This is a genomic window from Apilactobacillus xinyiensis (assembly GCF_019656235.1).
Lineage (GTDB): Bacteria > Bacillota > Bacilli > Lactobacillales > Lactobacillaceae > Apilactobacillus > Apilactobacillus xinyiensis.
This window is the reverse complement of the sequence record NZ_BPLL01000003.1, coordinates 1-20,869: the sequence shown is the minus strand read 5'-3', so window position 1 is coordinate 20,869 and position 20,869 is coordinate 1. Positions and strand designations below refer to the sequence as shown.

The 20,869-nt window shown below is 30.6% G+C and carries 18 protein-coding genes and 1 riboswitch; of the genes, 15 read left to right on the top strand and 3 right to left on the bottom strand.

The window, feature by feature from the left end; translation table 11 throughout:
* Nucleotides 1-19 precede the first annotated feature (19 nt).
* The 8 genes from ylqF (at nt 20) to K5Q11_RS01405 (ending at nt 8,542) form a co-directional block, all read left to right on the top strand.
* Nucleotides 20-880: a ribosome biogenesis GTPase YlqF gene (gene ylqF, locus K5Q11_RS01440; RefSeq protein WP_220750976.1), complete on the top strand. Its 861-nt coding sequence runs from the start codon at nt 20-22 to the stop codon at nt 878-880.
* Nucleotides 873-1,646 (top strand): ribonuclease HII, encoded by a 774-nt coding sequence (gene rnhB, locus K5Q11_RS01435; protein ID WP_220750975.1) that lies wholly within the window; start codon nt 873-875, stop codon nt 1,644-1,646. Before ylqF ends, rnhB begins: the two co-directional genes overlap by 8 nt.
* A gap of 39 nt (nt 1,647-1,685) precedes the next feature.
* Nucleotides 1,686-2,573: a DNA-processing protein DprA gene (gene dprA, locus K5Q11_RS01430; protein ID WP_220750974.1), complete on the top strand. Its 888-nt coding sequence runs from the start codon at nt 1,686-1,688 to the stop codon at nt 2,571-2,573.
* 14 nt (nt 2,574-2,587) lie between these two features.
* A complete protein-coding gene (topA, locus tag K5Q11_RS01425; protein WP_220750973.1) occupies nt 2,588-4,684 on the top strand; it encodes a type I DNA topoisomerase in 2,097 nt (698 codons plus the stop codon).
* An 81-nt stretch (nt 4,685-4,765) separates the two neighbouring features.
* Nucleotides 4,766-5,662 carry a site-specific tyrosine recombinase/integron integrase gene (xerA, locus tag K5Q11_RS01420; RefSeq protein WP_220750972.1) on the top strand — a complete coding sequence of 299 codons (897 nt, stop codon included), beginning with the start codon at nt 4,766-4,768 and terminating at the stop codon, nt 5,660-5,662.
* A gap of 17 nt (nt 5,663-5,679) precedes the next feature.
* Nucleotides 5,680-6,222, top strand: a complete 543-nt coding sequence (gene hslV, locus K5Q11_RS01415; RefSeq protein ID WP_220750971.1) for an ATP-dependent protease subunit HslV — start codon at nt 5,680-5,682, stop codon at nt 6,220-6,222.
* 15 nt (nt 6,223-6,237) lie between these two features.
* The gene (gene hslU, locus K5Q11_RS01410; protein ID WP_220750970.1) at nt 6,238-7,650 is read left to right on the top strand and encodes an ATP-dependent protease ATPase subunit HslU; all 1,413 of its coding nucleotides are present in this window, start codon (nt 6,238-6,240) and stop codon (nt 7,648-7,650) included.
* Between the two features lie 25 nt (nt 7,651-7,675).
* Nucleotides 7,676-8,542, top strand: coding sequence for an aldose 1-epimerase family protein (locus K5Q11_RS01405; protein ID WP_220750969.1), 867 nt, complete (start codon nt 7,676-7,678; stop codon nt 8,540-8,542).
* A 46-nt stretch (nt 8,543-8,588) separates the two neighbouring features.
* On the opposite strand, the gene plsY is transcribed toward K5Q11_RS01405, so the two are convergent.
* On the bottom strand, nt 8,589-9,200 hold the full coding sequence (gene plsY / locus K5Q11_RS01400; protein ID WP_248601403.1) for a glycerol-3-phosphate 1-O-acyltransferase PlsY: 612 nt from the start codon (nt 9,198-9,200) through the stop codon (nt 8,589-8,591).
* A gap of 154 nt (nt 9,201-9,354) precedes the next feature.
* On the opposite strand from plsY, the gene parE reads away from it, so the two are divergent.
* From parE to msrA, 6 genes are all read left to right on the top strand, one after another.
* Nucleotides 9,355-11,319, top strand: a complete 1,965-nt coding sequence (gene parE, locus K5Q11_RS01395; protein ID WP_220750968.1) for a DNA topoisomerase IV subunit B — start codon at nt 9,355-9,357, stop codon at nt 11,317-11,319.
* 15 nt (nt 11,320-11,334) lie between these two features.
* Nucleotides 11,335-13,779 carry a DNA topoisomerase IV subunit A gene (gene parC / locus K5Q11_RS01390; protein WP_220750967.1) on the top strand — a complete coding sequence of 815 codons (2,445 nt, stop codon included), beginning with the start codon at nt 11,335-11,337 and terminating at the stop codon, nt 13,777-13,779.
* Nucleotides 13,780-13,888: 109 nt separating this feature from the next.
* Nucleotides 13,889-14,863: a LysR family transcriptional regulator gene (locus tag K5Q11_RS01385; RefSeq protein ID WP_220750966.1), complete on the top strand. Its 975-nt coding sequence runs from the start codon at nt 13,889-13,891 to the stop codon at nt 14,861-14,863.
* Between the two features lie 16 nt (nt 14,864-14,879).
* Nucleotides 14,880-15,806 (top strand): manganese-dependent inorganic pyrophosphatase, encoded by a 927-nt coding sequence (locus K5Q11_RS01380; RefSeq protein WP_220750965.1) that lies wholly within the window; start codon nt 14,880-14,882, stop codon nt 15,804-15,806.
* 103 nt (nt 15,807-15,909) lie between these two features.
* Nucleotides 15,910-16,329, top strand: coding sequence for a peptide-methionine (R)-S-oxide reductase MsrB (msrB, locus tag K5Q11_RS01375; RefSeq protein WP_220750964.1), 420 nt, complete (start codon nt 15,910-15,912; stop codon nt 16,327-16,329).
* 38 nt (nt 16,330-16,367) lie between these two features.
* Nucleotides 16,368-16,886 carry a peptide-methionine (S)-S-oxide reductase MsrA gene (gene msrA / locus K5Q11_RS01370; protein ID WP_220750963.1) on the top strand — a complete coding sequence of 173 codons (519 nt, stop codon included), beginning with the start codon at nt 16,368-16,370 and terminating at the stop codon, nt 16,884-16,886.
* Between the two features lie 443 nt (nt 16,887-17,329).
* Here msrA and K5Q11_RS01365 read toward each other — a convergent pair whose 3' ends face one another.
* Complete coding sequence (locus K5Q11_RS01365; protein WP_220750962.1) at nt 17,330-17,866, bottom strand: folate family ECF transporter S component; 537 nt, start codon at nt 17,864-17,866, stop codon at nt 17,330-17,332.
* 41 nt (nt 17,867-17,907) lie between these two features.
* Nucleotides 17,908-18,003: riboswitch (THF riboswitch) on the bottom strand.
* A 54-nt stretch (nt 18,004-18,057) separates the two neighbouring features.
* The gene (fakB, locus tag K5Q11_RS01360) at nt 18,058-18,924 is read right to left on the bottom strand and encodes a DegV family protein (RefSeq protein WP_220750961.1); all 867 of its coding nucleotides are present in this window, start codon (nt 18,922-18,924) and stop codon (nt 18,058-18,060) included.
* Between the two features lie 145 nt (nt 18,925-19,069).
* Here fakB and K5Q11_RS01355 point away from each other — a divergent pair, with 145 nt between their 5' ends.
* Complete coding sequence (locus K5Q11_RS01355) at nt 19,070-20,794, top strand: NFACT RNA binding domain-containing protein (protein ID WP_220750960.1); 1,725 nt, start codon at nt 19,070-19,072, stop codon at nt 20,792-20,794.
* The last annotated feature ends 75 nt before the right edge of the window (nt 20,795-20,869 follow it).

Sequence of the window (20,869 nt, the reverse complement as noted above, 5' to 3'; positions counted from 1 at the left end):
ATGATAGGAGTAATTTATAATGAGTTCAAGAATTCAATGGTTTCCAGGACATATGGCTAAAGCAATAAGGCAATTTGAGGAAAATATTCATTTGGTTGATATTGTCTTAGAATTAGTTGATGCTAGATGTCCATATAGTTCTATTAATCCTGAGGTAAAGCGAATAAGTAATGGTAAACCGCATTTAATGATACTTACTAAAGCAGATTTAGCGGATAAACAGCAAACTGAAAATTGGATTAAATTTTTTAAAGAGCAAGGTAATTATGCAATATCAGTTGATTCAAAACAAAACACAACCGGAAATTATCTAACGAAAATTGTTAAGCATGTTTTAGCTGACAAAATTGAGGCTAACAAAGCTAAAGGAATGAAAAACGATTCTCTTAGAGCAATTTGTGTAGGTGTGCCTAACGTTGGTAAATCAACTTTATTAAATCAAGTAGTCAAAAAACGTGCAGCTCAAGTGGGAAATCGTCCAGGAGTTACTAAAGGACAACAATGGTTACGTTCCAGTAAAGATTTGGAATTGCTAGATACTCCCGGCATTTTATGGCCCAAATTTCAAAATGAAACAATTGCTAACAAGTTAGCATTATCAGGTGCTGTCAAGGATAGTATTTATCATAGTGATGATGTTGCCTTATTTGCACTATCTATTTTTAGAAATAATTGCAAAGAATCACTTATTACGCGATATAAACTTAATGATCAAGACTTTGAACTTAGCGATGTTGACTTATTACTTAGAATAACTGACAAAGTTGGGATGCGTGATGATTATGAACGAGCTTCTAATCGAATCATCTTAGATTTTAGAAGAGGCAAGTTAGGTAGAATTACACTAGATGATTTATCGGACGTTGATGATAATGAGTAAGTTAACAATTAGCGAAATTAAAGCCAAGTTAGTAAGTATAAATAATTTAGATGATTCGTTTTTGGTTGATTTACAGAGTGATTCTAGGGTTGGAGTGCAAAAGTTATTAAAAGCTAAGCAAGTCCAAATTAACAAATTAAATCAATTAAAAAACGAATTTAAAAAACGTTTCAATTATGAAAACAATTTCTGGCGCCAAGGTAAAAATATGGTTGCTGGAGTAGACGAAGTAGGTCGAGGACCGTTAGCTGGCCCAGTTGTTAGTTGTGCAATTATTTTGCCACATGATTTTGATCTGTATCAGGTTAATGATTCTAAGCAATTGAGTCCTAAAATTAGACAATTACTATATGATAAAATTCTTAATGAATGTATTGCTTATGGAATTGGTATAGCAGATAACCATTTAATCGATAAAATTAACATATATGAAGCCACTAGAGTTGCGATGAAACAAGCAGTAAATAATTTAGAGGTTAAACCAGATGAAATTATAGTTGATGCGATGGATATAGATTTACCAATTCATCAAACTAAATTAATTAAAGGTGATGCTAAAAGTATTTCAATTTCGGCTGCTAGCATTGTAGCTAAAGTGTATCGTGATAATTTAATGGATAAATATGCACAAATGTATCCGGAGTACGATTTCATTCATAATGCTGGTTATGGCACAAAGAAGCATTTATCAGCATTGAAAGAATTCGGTGCGACACCTATTCATAGAAAAACGTTTAGTCCAGTTACTAAAATAATAAATAATTAAAATACGTATATCATCATAAAATATATATAGGAGATTATGATGAATATCGAAAAAATCAAATTACTTTTATTAAAGCTAAGAATATCTAAAGGGATTGGAATTAGCGGTGAGCACAAATTTTACCAATGGATGCATAAAAACCAAAAATCAGTTTGTTTTGAAGATTTAAATGCAAAAATAATTGCTCAAATAGCCCAGTTGAACGTTAAAAATGCTAAAATATTTATTGGTGACTTTAACAGTCATGCTATGTATATAAGATTAAATAAAAATTTGAAATTTTGTAAATACATTTCGATTGTTGATACTGACTATCCAATTGCTTTGAAAGAGGGATATTTACCACCTAATATTTTGTTCTATCAAGGTGATAAACAGTTGATGAACCATTCAAAACTACTAGGAGTTGTTGGGTCTAGAAAGCATACTAAATATGCTATCCAAGCTTTGCAAAGTATATTACCTGATTGTGTTAGATTAGATTTTGCTATTGTTTCTGGTCTTGCTCAAGGGGTTGATAAATTAAGCCATCAGTGTACTATTGCTAGTGGAGGTAGTACGATAGCGGTTATAGGCACTGGGTTAGATAAATACTATCCTGCTGAAAATCAAGAATTGCAGGATTATATATCAAAAAACCACTTAGTGATGACTGAATATCCGTTAGATACGTCCACTGCTAAGTTTCACTTTCCAGATCGCAATCGAATTATTGCTACTCTAGTTAGAGGAGTATTGGTGGTTGAAGCTAAATCTCATTCTGGTAGCTTAATTACTGCTAACTTAGCTTTACAGAACAATCGGGAAGTTTTTGCTATTCCTGGCAGAATTAATGATATTATGTCTAAGGGATGTAATGATTTGATTTTAGCTGGTGCAAAACCAGTTTTAAGTTTTAAAGACATAGTCGAAGAATTTCAATATTAAAATGAGGGATATTAATGGCTACAACAACTAAAAAAAGAAAACGTAGCACTAAGAAAAAGTTAGTAATAGTGGAATCGCCCACTAAGGCTAAAACTATTCAAAAATATTTAGGCCGAACTTATAAAGTTGTCGCTAGTAAGGGTCATGTTAGAGATTTGCCTAAAAGTAAAATGGGTGTTGATGTGGAAAATGATTATGCCCCACATTACATTTCTATTCGTGGAAAGGGTGATACGATTAAAGCTTTAAAAGCAGAAGCTAAGAAGGCTAAAGCTGTATATTTAGCTTCTGACCCGGACCGTGAAGGAGAATCAATTGCTTGGCATTTGTCTTACTTATTAGGTTTAGATGTTAATGATAAAAATAGAGTTGCGTTTCATGAAATAACTAAAGATGCAGTTAAAGATGCTTTTAAGCATCCTAGAACAATTGATATGAACTTAGTAAACGCGCAACAAGCACGAAGAGTTTTGGACCGTCTGGTTGGTTATTCAATTTCACCGTTATTGTGGAAAAAAGTTAAGAAGGGCTTGAGTGCTGGACGAGTTCAATCAATCGCATTGTGGTTAATTATTCAAAGAGAACGTGCAATCAAGTCATTTAATCCAGAAGAATACTGGACTATTGAATCCATGATGTCGAAAGACAAAAATAAATTTAAATCTAACTTTTATGGCTTAAATAATAAAAAAATGGATTTACACAATAATGAAGACGTTAAATCTGTTTTATCCAAAATTGATACTAAAAAACCGTTTAATGTTAAAAAAGTGGTTAAAAAACAACGTAAACGACAACCACAAGTTCCTTTTACAACCAGTACGATGCAGCAAGATGCTAACCGTAAGTTAAACTTTAAAACGGGTAAAACTATGATGGCTGCTCAACAATTGTATGAAGGTATTAACATCGGTAAAGAAGGCAATCAAGGTTTAATTACCTATATGCGTACTGATTCGACTAGAATTTCCGCAATTGCTAAACATGAGGCTTCACAATTTTTACATGAAAATTTTGGAGCGGAATATGCAGCTACTAAGCCTATCAAGGGTAAACTTCCTGAAGGTGCTCAAGATGCGCATGAAGCTATTAGACCAACGTCAGTTTTTAGAACACCTGATTCTTTGAAGGATTATTTAAGCAAAGAACAATATCGACTTTATAACTTGATTTGGTGTCGTTTTGTTGCTAGTCAAATGACACCAGCAATCATGGATACTATGGCTGTAGATATTGAACAAAATGGAGTTCTTTTTAGATCAAATGGATCTAAACTTAACTTTGAAGGATTCTTAAAAGTCTATGGTGGTAACAATGAAAAGGATAATATTTTACCTGACATTGTTGAAGGAGATAATATTGATTTATTACAAACAAATCCAGATCAACATTTTACTCAACCACCAGCAAGATATAGTGAAGCTAATTTAATCAAAACACTTGAAGAGAATGGTGTAGGCCGTCCTTCAACTTATGCACCTACTTTAGGCACTATCCAAAAAAGATATTATGTTAAATTAGTAGGTCGTCGTTTTGAACCAACTGAATTAGGTGAAATCGTAAATAAGATTATTGAAAATTATTTTGCTGATATAATTAATATCGATTTTACAGCTAAACTAGAACAAGAATTGGATGAAATTGAAGAAGCTAAGCGTAACTGGGTAGAAATTATTGATAATTTCTATCAACCATTTTCTAAAGAAGTTTCAAATGCTGAAATTAATATGGCTAGTGTACAAATTAAAGATGAACCAGCAGGTTTTGATTGTGAAATATGTGGTTCACCAATGGTTATTAAAATGGGTAAGTATGGTAAGTTTTACGCATGTTCTAGATTCCCAGATTGTCGTAATACGCAAGCAATCGTTAAAAAAATAGGGGTAGTCTGTCCTACCTGTGGTAAAGGTGAAGTTATAGAAAGGAAATCTAAACGTAACCGTTTATTTTATGGATGTTCTAGATATCCTGAATGTGAATTTGTTTCATGGGATAAACCAATTGGTAGGAACTGTCCAAAAGATGGTCATTTCTTAGTTGAAAAGAAAATAAAGGGCGGAGTGCAAGTTATTTGTCCTAATGGTGACTATGAAGAAAAAGTTCAAAAATAAAAAATCTTAATTAAGAGAAATCTTTTTAAGATTTTTTATTTAATTATAAATGTTAACAGTTACTTTAACTAATTAAATAAAATGAAAAAAGCAATAAAAAATTATATCACATATTTAAAGAGTGAAAAGCAATATTCTAAAAATACTATTTTAGCTTATTCTAATGACTTATCTGAATTTGAAAAAATAAACATTGAAAATGGAACCAATAATTTAATAGAAATAGATAATTTAGATGTAGAAACATATCTAGAAACTATAAAAAGTGATAGTAAAAATACTATCTACCGTAAAGTATCATCAATTAAAAATTTTTATAATTACCTAATAAAGAAAAATTTAATAGTTAATAATCCATTTGAATTTGTTTATTTAAGTAGAGATAAAAATAAATTACCTAAATTTTTTTATAAAGAAGAAATAAAAGAGCTATTTAAAGCTGCTAAAAAAGGTAAAAGAAATGATTTAAACTATCGCAACAGTTTAATCTTAGAAATTTTATACGCTACTGGAATTAGAGTTAGTGAGTGTTCTAATTTAAAAATTTCCGACATAGATAAAGAAAATAGGATTATGATAATTATAGGTAAAGGAAATAAGCAACGAAACATTCCTTTCAGTAAATATATAAGAATATTAATTGATTTGTATGAAAAAAATTGTAGAATACCAATTATGGATAAACATAAAAAACATCACGATTATCTTTTTATTAATAATAATGGGAATCAGTTAACAGTTAGAGGAATTGAATATATAATGAATGAAATTATAAAAAGAACTTCTTTAACCGCTAACATTCATCCCCATATGTTAAGACATACATTTGCTACACAAATGTTAGATAATGGTGCAGACTTAAGAAGTGTGCAAGAACTACTAGGTCATAGCAGTTTATCCACAACTCAAATATATACTCATGTGACTAAAGAACATTTATTAAAGGATTACATGAAATACTTTCCTAGATCAAAATAAAAAGGAGCCAGTTTAAAATGCCAATTAAATTTGAAGCCACAACTATATGTGCAGTTAGACATAATGGTCATATTGCAATGGCCGGAGATGGTCAAGTAACCATGGGTGAAAAAGTAATTATGAAAGGAACCGCTCATAAGGTTAGAAAAATATATGATGGCAAGGTAGCAGTAGGATTTGCCGGAAGTGTATCTGATGCATTTACTTTAGAAGAGCGTTTTGAAAGAAAATTAAAAGAATTTAGCGGCAATTTAAAACAAGCAGCTGTTAAGCTTGCTCAGGAATGGCGCGGTGATCAACAATTGCAAAAACTAGAAGCTTTGTTGATTGTTGCAGATAAAAAAGATTTACTATTGGTTTCAGGTTCTGGAGAAGTAATTGAACCTGACGATGACATCTTAGCGATTGGTTCAGGTGGTAACTTTGCACTATCTGCTGCTACAGCAATGAAACACCATGCTCAAAACATGTCAGCTAGAAAAATTGCTGAGGCAGCTATTCACATAGCAGGTAGTATTGATATTTTCACTAACCAAAACGTTATTTCTGAAGAATTATAAGAGAGAGGTAAGAGTATGAATACAGAAAAAACCCCTAAACAAATTGTTAAAGAACTAGATCAATATATAATTGGTCAAAATAAAGCTAAAAAAGCTGTTTCAGTTGCTTTAAGAAATAGATATCGTCGTATGGAACTACCTAAGTCTATGCAAGAAGATATTACACCAAAAAATATGTTAATGATTGGACCTACTGGAGTTGGTAAAACTGAAATTGCTAGAAGATTAGCTAAAATAGTTAATGCTCCATTCGTAAAAGTAGAGGCTACTAAATTCACCGAAGTTGGTTATGTAGGTGGAGATGTAGAATCAATGATTAGAGACTTAGTAGAAAAATCAGTTCAAATGGTTAAAGAACGCAAGTTTGTAGATGTAGAAAGTGAAGCTACTAAACGTGCTAATAATAAATTAGTTAAAATTTTAGTTCCCAATGAAAGTAAACAAAAAGAAAACAATCCGAATGACTTTGGTGACTTCATGAAAATGATGGAAAAAATGCAAAAGGGTAAAATGCCTAATTACAATGAAAACACCGAAGAAAATGTTAGTGAAGAAATCAAGAATAGACGTATGGATGTCTATGATAAATTGTCCAAAGGCTTCTTAGAAGATAAAATGGTTAGCATTCAAGTTGATGACCCTAAGCAAAATGTTGGTAACGACAACATGATGGGATCAATGGGAATTGACATCAACGAAACTTTAGGTAAGTTAATGCCTAATAAAAAAATAACTCGTAATTTAAAAGTTTCTGAAGCCAGAAAAGTATTAGTACGAGAAGAATCAGAAAAATTGGTTGATGGCGCTGATTTATATGATGAAGCAATCAAAAATGCTGAAAACTCAGGAATTGTTTTCTTAGATGAAATTGATAAAATTACTGGTGGAAAATCTAGAAGTAGAGGTGAAGTGTCTCGAGAAGGGGTACAAAGAGATATCTTACCAATTATTGAAGGCTCAACCATTAAAACTAAATATGGTTTAATTGATACTAGTCATATTTTATTTATTGCTTCAGGTGCCTTTGCTGAAAGTAAACCCAGTGATTTAATTGCTGAATTACAAGGTAGATTACCAATTAGAGTTGAATTGGATTCATTAACTAAAGAAGACTTTGTTAGGATCTTAACTGAACCTAATAATGCTTTAGTAAAACAATATATTGCTTTAATTGGAACTGATAATATCAAAGTAACATTTACAATGGAAGCTATTGAAAAGATTGCTGAAATTGCCTTTAATGTTAATAGAGATACTGAAAATATCGGTGCCAGAAGACTGCATACAATCTTAGAAAAATTACTAGAAGATCTATTATATGAAGGCCCAGATATGGAAATGGGTGATATTACTATTAATGAAAAATATGTAGAAGATAAAGTGGGCAACTTAGCTAAAGACCCTAATTTATCACGTTATATTTTGTAAAAATCATTAGAAAGTTGAGGAAATAATGTTAGTTAAATTAGAGAATGAAGAACTCACTGTATTATTAAATACTAAGGGTGCTGAATTAACTAGTGTTAAAGACAATAAGGAACATGAATATATATGGCAAGCTGATAGTAAATTTTGGGGCAGACACGCACCCGTTTTGTTTCCTATAATTGGTAGATTAAAAGATGATTTTTATTTATTACATGGAAATAAATATTCAATGGGACAACATGGCTTTGCTAGAGATAACGAATTTGAAGTCTTAGAAAAAAACGACAACAGTGTGTTATTTAAACTATCTGAAAATGATGAAACTATGTCAATGTATCCATATAAATTTTCCTTACAAATCAAATATACTTTATCAAATAAAACACTAAGCGTTGATTATATTGTTAAAAATAATGATACTAAATTAATGTATTATTCCATAGGTGCACATCCCGCTTTCAATTTATCTTACAATATGGAAAATTATAAGATTACCATCAACGATGGCGGAAGTTATAAGCATATCCCACTTAATAAATCTTTAAGTGACTTTGAAGATACTGATGAGTTAAATGCTAATGAACCAATTAGATTAAACCGTGAATTCTTCAAGGATGATGCTAAGATAATTGATACTAGTGATAATAGTATTAACTCATTTGTATTGTCTAATGATAAAGATAATCATAAGATTAAAGTTAATGCATTTAATTGTAAGTACACTGGAATTTGGTCTACCTATCCCAAAGATGGTTCTTTTGTATGTATTGAACCTTGGTGGGGAATTGCTGACACTACTAGTCATAATCATGAAATTAATACTAAAGTAGGAATTAATGAACTTATGCCTACCAAAAGTAATGATTATAACTTAAATATTGAATTTATATAATAATATAAAAAGCTTTGATGATATAGAAATTCATCAAAGCTTTTTATTATTGTTTATGTGTACGTTTATATAGTAAACCAAAAGGCATTAAGTTTTCTTCACCATTAAGGATACGTTTAATATTACCTAAGTGTCTAACAATTATAAATACTGAAAGTATTACACCAATAATTCCTAAGGGAATATCTTTATTTATAAATATTAATATTGTAATTAATGGGAAAGAAATCATGCTTGCCAAACTAACCATACTTGTTAAATAAGTAAAAGTTAATTCGAAAACAAAGGCACATACAAAAAGGACCGGATGCAATGCTAATAACATCCCTGCACTAGTAGCAACTGCTTTGCCACCGTGAAAATGATCAAAAACAGAAAAAGTATGTCCAATTACAGCGCAAATACCAAAAATAATAGGTGAAACATGGTTGATATTAAATAGTATTGGTAATAAAGTAGCTAGAGTGCCTTTTAAAATGTCTAGTACCATAACCAAAGCGCCTGGAAACTTTCCTAGTACTCTAAAAGTATTAGTAGTACCAATGTTTCCAGAACCGTGTTTTCTAATATCAGTATTGAAAAACACCTTTCCAATCCATATACCATTAGGAATTGATCCTAAGATATAAGCAACAATTAATAATATTGCAATTTTCAAGATAATTTCCTCCAATTTTAATGCAGATACAATTTTAACATATTTTTTAATTTTGAACTGATTTATGTTTAATAAGAACATATGTTCGAGAATACTTTTCAACCGCTTTAAAATAGTTTATTATGATATATTGTAAATAAAGGAGTGCTTATCAATGCCGGAACACAAACAAACTTATGATGACTCTTCAATTCAAGTTTTGAAGGGTTTAGAAGCTGTAAGAAAAAGACCCGGAATGTACATCGGGTCAACAGATGCAAAAGGATTACATCACTTAGTATACGAAATTGTAGATAATGCCGTTGATGAAGCATTAGCTGGTTACGGAGATGTTATTAAAGTAACTATCCATAAAGATAATAGTATTACGGTAGTCGATCATGGGAGAGGAATGCCAGTAGGGATGCACTCTTCAGGTAAACCTACTCCTGAAGTAATATTAACTGTGCTGCATGCAGGTGGTAAGTTTTCTGAAAATGGTGGTTATAAAACATCAGGTGGACTACATGGGGTCGGCTCTAGTGTAGTTAATGCCTTGTCGACTTCGTTAAAAGTAACCATCGTTCGAGATGGACATAAATATGAAGAAAGTTTTGAAAACGGTGGTAAACCAGTTGGAACTTTAAATGATTTGGGCAAAACTAATGAACATAGTGGTACTACACTATCTTTTAAACCTGATAAGGCAATCTTTACCACTACCGTTTTCAACTATGACACATTAAAAGAACGCTTAAGAGAATCAGCCTTTTTGTTAAAGGGTATTAAAATTGTTTTAACAGATGAACGTAATGACAATAGTGATACTTTTTATTTTGAACATGGTATTAAAGAATTCGTTCAATATCTAAATGAAGGAAAACATACCCTAGGTAAAGTAATGTATTTTGATGGTAAAAAACAGGGTGTAGAAGTTGAAATATCAGCTCAATATAATGACGGATATACTGAAAATACTTTATCATTTGTAAATAATGTCAGAACTAAAGATGGTGGTACTCATGAATCTGGCTTTAGAAGTGCTTGGACTAAATCCTTCAATGAATTTGCTCGCCGCGTTAATTTATTAAAAGCTAAAGATAGTAATTTAGAGGGAAGCGACGTACGTGAAGGCCTTTCTGCAGTTATTTCAATTAAGGTACCTGAAGAAATGCTACAATTTGAAGGTCAAACTAAGGAAAAATTAGGTAGTCCAGAAGTTAGACAAATTGTAGATAGTATTGTTTCTGAAAAACTACTATACTTCCTGCTTGAGAATAATGACTTTTCACAAACTTTAGTACAAAAATCAATCAAAGCTCGTCAAGCTCGTCAAGCCGCAAGAAAAGCCCGTGAAGAAAGTCGACATGGTAAAAAACATCATCGTAAGGAAAAATTGCTTTCAGGTAAATTGACTCCAGCACAATCTAAGGACACTAGTAAAAATGAATTGTTCTTAGTCGAAGGAGATTCAGCCGGTGGATCTGCAAAACAAGGTCGAGATCGTAAGCATCAAGCTATTCTTCCTTTAAGAGGTAAAGTTTTAAACACTGAGCGTGCTAAACTAAATGATATTATGAAAAATGAAGAAATCAGTACAATGATTTATACCGTTGGAGCGGGCGTTGGGCCTGACTTTGATGTAAAACAAGCTAATTACGATAAAATAATCATTATGACTGATGCGGATGATGATGGTGCACATATTCAAATATTATTATTAACTTTCTTTTATAAGTATATGCGTCCAATGATAGAAAAAGGGCATGTTTACATTGCTTTACCACCTTTATATAAGGTTAAAGGTAAGAATGATAGTGGTAAAAACGTTATTGAATATGCTTGGACTAATGATGAATTAGATAGTTTAATGCAAGGGTTCACTAAACGTCATCCAAGTTTGCAGAGATTTAAAGGGCTTGGTGAAATGAATGCAGACCAATTATGGGAAACAACCATGAATCCTGATAATCGAACTTTAATTAAAGTAAGTATTGATGATGCATCCCTAGCTGAAAAGCGTGTAACCACACTAATGGGTGATAAAGTAGAACCACGTCGTGAATGGATTGAAAAAAACGTTCAATTCACGCTTAAAGAAGATGGTAGTATTTTAGACAATCAAAATTCATACAATTAATGAGGAGGGCTCACTTTGAGTAGTGGTACTAATATTGAAAAATTAACACTTGAAGATATTATGAGCGACCGTTTTAGTCGATACTCTAAATCAATTATTCAAGAAAGAGCATTACCAGATGTTAGGGACGGTTTAAAACCTGTACAGCGTAGAATTTTATATGCAATGTATAAGGATGGTAATACCTATGATAAAGGTTTTAGAAAGTCGGCTAAATCTGTCGGAAATGTGATGGGTAATTTTCATCCCCATGGTGATAGTTCTATTTATGAAGCCTTAGTTCGTATGAGCCAAGAATGGAAGTTAAGAGATCCATTAATTGAAATGCATGGTAATAATGGTTCCATGGATGGAGACCCAGCTGCTGCAATGCGTTATACCGAAGCTCGAACTAGCAAAATTGCTAGTGAAATGCTTAGAGATATTGGTAAAGATACGGTTAACTGGATTCCTAATTTTGATGATACTGAACAAGAGCCGGTCGTTTTACCATCTAGATTTCCTAATTTATTAGTTAATGGAGCAACTGGTATTTCAGCTGGATATGCTACAGAAATACCCCCACATAATTTAGGTGAAGTGATAGATGCAGTGATTTATTTGCAAAAGCATCCAGATGCTTCACTAAATGATTTAATGAATTTTGTAAAGGGCCCTGATTTCCCTACTGGTGGAATCATTCAAGGCTTGGATGAAATTAAAAAAGCTTATCAAACTGGACGTGGTAGAATCGTTGTACGTTCAAAGACTGCAATTGAAAAGTTACGTGGTGGTAAACAGCTTATTAGAATTACTGAAATTCCGTATGAGGTTAATAAACTACAGCTAGTTAAGCAAATCGATGAAATTAGAATTAACAAAAAAATTGATGGTATTGCCGAGGTAAGAGATGAAAGTGACCGTAACGGTTTATCTATTGCAATCGAACTAAAAAGGGATGTAGATCAAAAAGGTATTTTTAATTACTTACTAAAAAATACCGATTTACAAATCACTTATAATTTTAATGTTGTTGCAATTGATAAAATGTGTCCTAAGCGTCTACCTTTAAAATCAATTTTAAGTTCTTACTTGGAATATCAACGTTTAATAGTTAGCAATCGTACTAAATATGACTTAATGGTTGCTAAAAAACGTGAACATATTGTAGATGGCTTAATAAAAGCTTTATCTATTCTTGATAAGGTAATTGAAACCATTCGTTCTAGTAACAACCGTAAAGATGCTAGTAATAATCTAGTTAAAGCTTATGATTTTTCTGAGAATCAAGCTGATTCTATTGTTGCACTTCAGCTATACAGACTAACTAATACAGATGTTACTAAGTTAAAAGCTGAAAAAGCTGAGTTAACTCATAAGATAACTAGCTTTAATCGTATATTAGATGATCCAATGAAACTGGATGATGTACTTAAACAAGAACTATTAAGTATAAAAAAAGAATACGGTTCTGAAAGAAAAACCGTTATTGAAAATGAAATTGAAAACATTAAGGTAAGCAATAAAATAACAATCCCTGACGAGACAACAGTTGTGTTGGTTAGTCATGATGGATATCTAAAACGTAGCAGCTTAAGATCATATAAGGCTTCTGAAACAGATGATTGTGGTCTTAAGGAAGATGATTATCCAATTTTCCTTAAAAAATTAAGTACCAGAGATCATCTCTTTATGTTTACCAATAAAGGACATTTAATTTATCGACCAATTTTTGAAATAACAGATGTAAAATGGAAAGATACTGGAGAACATATTTCGCAAACAATTGGCTTAGATTCAGATGAACAAATAATTGATATTTTTGATTTCAAAGATTTAAAAGCTAATGGTATGTTCGTGATAGCTACTAGCGATGGATATATAAAACGCACTGAGTTTAGTAAAGTAATTCCTGGTAGAACTTATCGTTCACATTCACTTACTTATGAAAAATTAAAGAATGCTCAGGCCAAAGTAGTTAAGGTAGCTTATATCGAAAATAATAATACCGATAGTGAAGTAGTGGTTATTTCGAATATAGGGATGGCAAGTCGATTTATGCTAAATGAAGTGTCAATAAACGGTCCAAGAACTACAGGAGTTAAGTCTATTGAACTTAGAGATGAAGAATTAGTATGTAATATGGCTTTAGTACATGATAATGATATTATTGGTATAATCACTCAGCGTGGTTCATACAAAAATATGCTGGTTAATGAAATTCCTTTAACTAGTCGTGGTAGACGTGGTGTACAAATTTTAACTCCATTAAAACGTAATTCTTACGAAGTAATTGATTTTGCTAAATTGAGTCAATCTAACGAAGTACACAATCCATTAAGAGTATACACGAGCAATAGTAGAATACATGACATCGTCCCAGATGATCATACGATTAGTAATCGTAAATCAAATGGTTCTATGATAATTGATATCAGCAAAGAGGGAAATCCTCAAAAAATTACTAATATAATTTTATAATTATTCATTGTTTATAATTTCAATAAAAAATTTATAAATTATCTTTAATAAAAATATCATTTATTATATAATTTATAATTAATAATATTATTTTATTAAGGAGTTACTAATGAAAAAAAAGACTAAACAAGAAAATATTTTTTCTTCAAAAACATTAACATATTTCCTTCAGCTTGCTGATACTATGAACTATACTCAAGCTGCTCAAATCTTGGGTATTACACAACCAGCATTAACTCAACAAATCAAGAAGTTAGAAAAAACCGTAGGATCTCCATTGTTTTATTCAATCGGTAAAAAGTTAAGACTATCAAACTCTGGTCATATAATGCTTAATGCTACTCATAAAATCTATGAAATTTTAAATGAAACTACTGATGAAATTGAACAATCTACTAGTGCAACTAGTGGGGATGTTAACATCGGTATCTTATCTTCAATTGAAGATAAAGTGTTTGAAAACTTTGCAATTCATTCATACAACAATAATCCTAAATTAAGAATTAACATTCACATGTTAACCCGAAAAGAAATTTGGGAAAATCTTGAAAACAATAAAATAGACTTAGCTATTATGTATTTACCCGATGAATCAATTAAGAATTGGAAACCTTATGAATCTAAAAAAATCATTAGTGATAATTTACTATTCATTCATCATGAAGATAAGTTCAAGGATAGAGAAAAGATTAGATTTAAAGACACCATTAACAATCCATGGGCATCTTATCCAGAAGACTATTATTTAAATCACATAATTAGAGAAACTTTTAAAAATCAAATGGTTGATGCACCAAAGAGTGTAGCTAGATTTACTACGCCTAATCAATTATTGAAGTTCTCAATGCAAACACAATCTAGCACAGCTTTACCAGAGTCTTTCATTATGAGTAAAAATAGTGATAAAATGAAAGAGTGCAAAACTTATGCTTCTCGTTTTACACCAAACATTAAATTTGATTTAGCTTTTGTTTATAGAAAAAACAAGGGCGAAATTCCTAGAATTAGTCGTTTCCTTGAAGATTTTGAAGAATTTTTAAGTGAACAAGACTACTTCTCTAGATTAAAATCTGATAAACAATAGAAATGAGGAATTTATTTTGTCAAAAGAATTAATTTTTGGACATCAAAGTCCAGATACTGATGCAATTGTAGCCCCTAAAGCATTTGCATATTTACAAACTAAACTAGGCAAAGATGTTGAAGCCGTTGCATTGGGTGAGCTTAATGAAGAAACTAAATTTGTTTTAGATTACTTTAAAGAAGATGCCCCTAGAGTTATTGAAACCGCTAGCAATGAAGTAGATTCAGTAATGTTATGTGATCATAACGAACCACAACAAAGTGTTAATGATATCGATAAACTAACAGTGACTGATGTGGTAGATCATCATAGAATTGCTAATTTTAATACAGAAAAGCCATTATTCTACCGTGCAGAACCCGTTGGTTGTACTAGTACCATTTTATTTGAAATGTTTAATGAAAATAAAATTGAAATTCCTGCTAAACTAGCTGGATTAATGCTATCAGCAATTATTTCAGATACATTATTGCTTAAATCTCCAACAACTACTGAAAAAGATATTTTAGCAGTTAAGGAATTATCTAAAATAGCTGACGTTAACTATGAAGAATATGGTATTAAAATGTTAAAAGCTGGAACAAACGTTGATGCTAGAAGTGATCAAGATTTAATTGATGGCGATGCCAAATCATTTAACATGGGTGGTAAATCAATTAGAATTGACCAAATTAACACTGTTGACTTAAACGATGTGTTAAAACGTAAAGATGATTTAATTTCAGCAATGAAAAGTGAAGCAGATGCTGAAGGCTATGATTTGTTCTTAGTCATTGCAACTAATGTTTTAGATAGTAACTCTAAAGCAATTATTGTTGGGGAACCTAAAGATGCTTTAGAAAAAGCTTTCAATCAAAAAGTAATAGATGACACTATTGATTTACCTGGAGTAGTATCTAGAAAGAAACAAGTAGTACCTCCTTTAAATGAAATAATGGAATAAAATAAAAAGGAATGACATTTTTAAATGTCATTCCTTTTTATTTGCAATTTTAGTATTTTTATATATTATATAATTAAATCTTTATAGAAGGGAGTATATATAAATGAAATATGATAAAAGCCATTTAAATAAAATTCAATATGATGTAACACAGAACAATATGACAGAAGCACCATTTACTGGTAAATATGACGATTTTTTTGAAGACGGAATATATGTAGATATAGTTTCTGGAGAACCACTTTTTAGTTCTAAATACAAGTATGATGCAGGATGTGGATGGCCATCTTTTGCTAAAACCATTTCTAAAGATAGCGTTAGCTCTAAAACAGATTTATCTCATGGAATGATTAGAGAAGAAATTAGAAGCGCTAATGCTAACTCACACTTGGGACATTTATTTAATGATGGTCCTAATAAATTAGGTGGTATGAGATACTGTATCAATTCAGCAGCATTAAAATTTATCCCCAAAAAAGAAATGAAAGAAAAAGGATACGAAAAATATATAAAATATATTTAATAAAATAATATATAAAATACTGAATGGAGTTTGATAATATGTTAGATACAGCTATATTTGCAGGGGGTTGTTTTTGGTGCATGGTGCAACCATTTGATACCTTACCAGGTATTGAAAAAGTTATTTCTGGATATACAGGTGGACATGTTCCTAATCCAACTTACGAAGAAGTTTGTAGTCATACCACAGGTCACACTGAAGCAGTTAAAATTGTTTTTAATTCTGAAATTATTTCCTACAAAGAATTAGTTGAAATTTATTGGCAGCAAACAGATCCGACAGATGCTTCAGGACAATTTCAAGATCGCGGAGATAGTTATAGGCCTGTTATTTTTGTTAAAAATGAAAATCAACGAAAAATTGCTGAAACATCTAAGCAAGAACTATCCGATAGTGAAATATTTGATAAGCCCATAGTTACTAAAATTGAAGACGTTATGCCTTTCTATGAAGCTGAAGATTATCATCAAAATTTTTATAAAAAAGACCCTTTAAGATATCAAATGGAAGAATTAGGTGGAAGACAACAATTTAAAGATACTAAGTGGAACAAGTAAAAGCCGGATTAATCCGGCTTTTTTTATGCGTTATGTAAAGACACGTTCATATTATAAATGTATAATTACTCATTATATGATTTTTTAAAGCGTATCTAAAAAATCATATAAACATTGATTTATAAGGAATTTGAATTCCTACTTTTACATAAAAGTAGGAATTCAAACGGGTCAAAAATATTTAATTAGTATAAAAAGGCTTTACTTTTGTTATTAAAAATAATAATTTATAAACAAAATATTATAAAAGATTTTTGTGCAATTATTTTTTCTTTAATTTATTAAACTAACATTGTTTTAAGCACTGAAATGTTAGTAAATGGGTAACATTTAGGAAAATATAATTATGTAAGCATTTATCAACTGTTTAAATAACTTCGTATAATATATATTATGTAAAGTAGAAAAAGATAAAACATTTTACTATTTCCCCTGCTTTTTTATTAAATTCTAAATAATAATTTTTTTAAATTTTTACTTCTAAGTATCAAAAAGATAATAGCTATTTGTATAGGCGTTGTTATAAGTTGCTTTATTATTCTTGCGGTAATTATAGTTTGCCAAGGTATGTTATAAAGCAAGGTCAGCCATAGAGTGTTCAAAATTGTATTAACGAATATAACAATTAGTATTTGGCATACTACAATATGACTAAACTTAGCTTCTTTATTCTTATATAGAAACAGCCCATATAGAAAACCAGTTAAAACAGCTGAAACCGTAAATCCTGGATAATACATCTGGCCATTAATAAACGTAAATAAAATATCGGATATACCAGCAATTGAAGCTCCCAATATAGGTCCATATGAATAACCAATAATAACTGTTATTATGAATGCTAGCCGTATTGAAATGAATTGGGTATTTATATTAAACTTACTAATTATAAAACTTAAAGCCATTAACATTCCAATATACACTACATCCCTAACTTGTAACTTGGGAACTTTAAACTTGTTAACAAAAATAATGGACATCTCCTTAAATTTAAGAGCTGCCACTTATAAAATAGATATATAAGGGCGAATGCGGGTAAAACATCGCGAGAAAAGCTCTTCGTCCAAAGTTCACATTCCGTTCCAATGGCACTTAACGCGTATTACCCTACTCCTGTTTTGTAACGAATGATACACGATATGAATATCTAAATCAATTATTAACTACTTTTTTATATTTTATCAGTATCAATCATCCATCCTAAAGCTAAGGCTTTTTCGCCTAGATGGGTTCCAATTACTGGACCAAAATAGCTCTGCTCTACACTAATATGAGGATGCAATTCTTTAATACTATTAGCCCAATCTTCCCCTGATTTAGGATCATTTGCGTTAATAATAATAGCTTTAATAGGATAACTAACATTCTTAATTTTTTCATCAAAAATTTCTTCAGCACGTTTTAAAGCTTTTTTGCGAGATCTAACTTTTTCAAAAGCAACAATCTCATTAGTTTTTTCATCAAAAGTTAATAGTGGCTTTATTTTTAGTAAACTACCTAAGAATGCTGATGCATTAGATAATCTTCCACCACGTACAAGATTTTGTAAATCATCCACAACAAAAACTTCATCAATAGTACTTCGAATTTCATCTAATTCTTTTAATATTTGATTGATTGAATGCCCAGCATTAACTAACTTAGATGCTTCAATAGCTAAATATCCCATTAATTTAACAGTTAACTTAGAGTTAAATGGAATTATATTTATAGTGTCAATGCTTTTAGAAAGCGTTAGTAACGAATTATAAAAACCAGAAATGGTATCAGAAAGATGAATACTAATGACGTTATCATAGCCTTCATCTGCTAATTGATTATACAATTCAATCAATTTACCCATTGGTGGTTGTGAAGTACTAGGAAAAGATTTGGAATTATTTAATTTTTCATAAAATTCAGAATTACTAATATCTACCCCTTCATCGTAACTTTTACCATCAATAACGACTGGTATAGGAACAACATGAATATTGTACTTTTCTTGTTCTTCTTTAGTCAGATAAGATGTACTATCAGTAACAATAGCTGTTTTCATTTGTTTCACCCTTTAAATTAATCAATATTGTTTTATTATAACATTAAAATACATATAGTATTTAATTGACTTGTGCTTTGCGTAACCTTTTAATAATCTTTATACTATAAATTGTGCATTCTTTATAAGAAAGAGAGATGTTAATATGTCCTTTGATGGATTCTTTACACATGCAATGGTTAACGAATTAAATGCTAAATTAGCAACTGGTAGAGTTTCAAAAATAAATCAACCTTATGAAAATGAAATAATTATAACAATTAGAGCCAATGGTAGCAATTACCCACTGTTATTATCGGCTAATCCTAGTTATGCTCGTGTCCAAATTACAAATATTCCATATTCTAATCCTGAAAAGCCAACTAATTTTAATATGACTTTGCGTAAATATCTAAATGGTGCAATTTTAAATAAAGTTTCGCAATTAGATAATGATCGAGTATTAAGCCTTCATTTTATCACTAGAAATGAATTGGGCGATTTGCAAGAAATCGTACTTATTACTGAAATAATGGCTAGACACAGTAATATCATATTAATCAATGGTCATGATAGAACTGTTATCGATGCTATTAAAAGAATTGGGTCTGATAAAAACAGATATAGAACCCTTTTGCCTGGAGATAACTATATAAATCCACCTAAACAAGACACAATTAATTTATTTGAAGACGATAGTTTAGAATTAATATCAGAACTTGATAAAAGATTTCCTAATGCAGAAGTTTTAGCACAAAATCTTCAACAACATTTTCAAGGACTTAGTTACAATACATCATTATATTTAGCCAACACATTACATGAAAATGGTGAAGTTAAAGATAAATTAAATAGTTTTATTAATGTTTATAAAAATCCGTCACCTACTATTACTGAACAAAATAATAAAATTGATTTTACGGTTTATCCCTTTCAATTTAACAATAATTTTAAACAATTTGATACCCTTAGTGAAATGTTAGATTATTATTATCGTGACAAAGCTCAGAGAGAAAGAACTAAAGAACAAGGTAATCTACTGATCAAAATTGCGAAAAACGAATTAAAAAAAGGCAAGCGTAAAGCTAAAAAATTGCAAAAAACACTAGATGAAACTAAAAATGCTGATGAATATCGCATTAAAGGTGAAATTCTAATGACATACTTAGGTAAAGTTCAACGTGGTATGAAGTCAATTACCCTACCTAATTTTTATGATAATCAAAATGACATTGAAATAAAGTTGTCCAACAAAATATCACCCTCTGAAAATGCTCAAAAATACTTTAAACGATATCAAAAGGATAAAAACGCAGTGTCCTATGTTAATAATCAGATAAAAATAAACAATGCTAATATCGAATACTTTGAAAATATTTTATCTCAAATCGAATTAGCTAATCCTGAAGATTTAAAAGATATCAAATTAGAATTCAAGCAAGAAGGATTACTTAAAAATCATAACTATCATAACAATGCTAAGCATAAAAAAGTAAAAATAAGTAAACCAGAAAGTTTCATATCCGATAACGGTATCGAAATTCAAGTGGGAAAAAACAACTTACAAAACGATAAACTAACCCTTAAATCATCAGATAAAAGAGAAATATGGTTGCACGTTCAAAAAATACATGGTTCACACGTAATTATTAAATCTTTTAATCCAGATGACGAAACCTTAGTTCAAGCAGCCACTTTAGCAGCATACTTTTCAAAAGCCAGAGACTCAGCTAATGTTCCTGTTGATTATGTACAAGTTAAACATGTTAGAAAGCCTAACGGAGCTAAACCAGGGATGGTTATATATGACAGTCAGAACACGCTATACGTAACTCCGACTGAAGATTTAGTAGAAAAATTAAGACAAAATTACAAAAAAAGCAAACCCTAAATGTACCGCCTTAAAAAAGTTAGACATAATATCTAATTTTTTAAGGCGGTTTTTTTATGTCAAAATATTCAACTA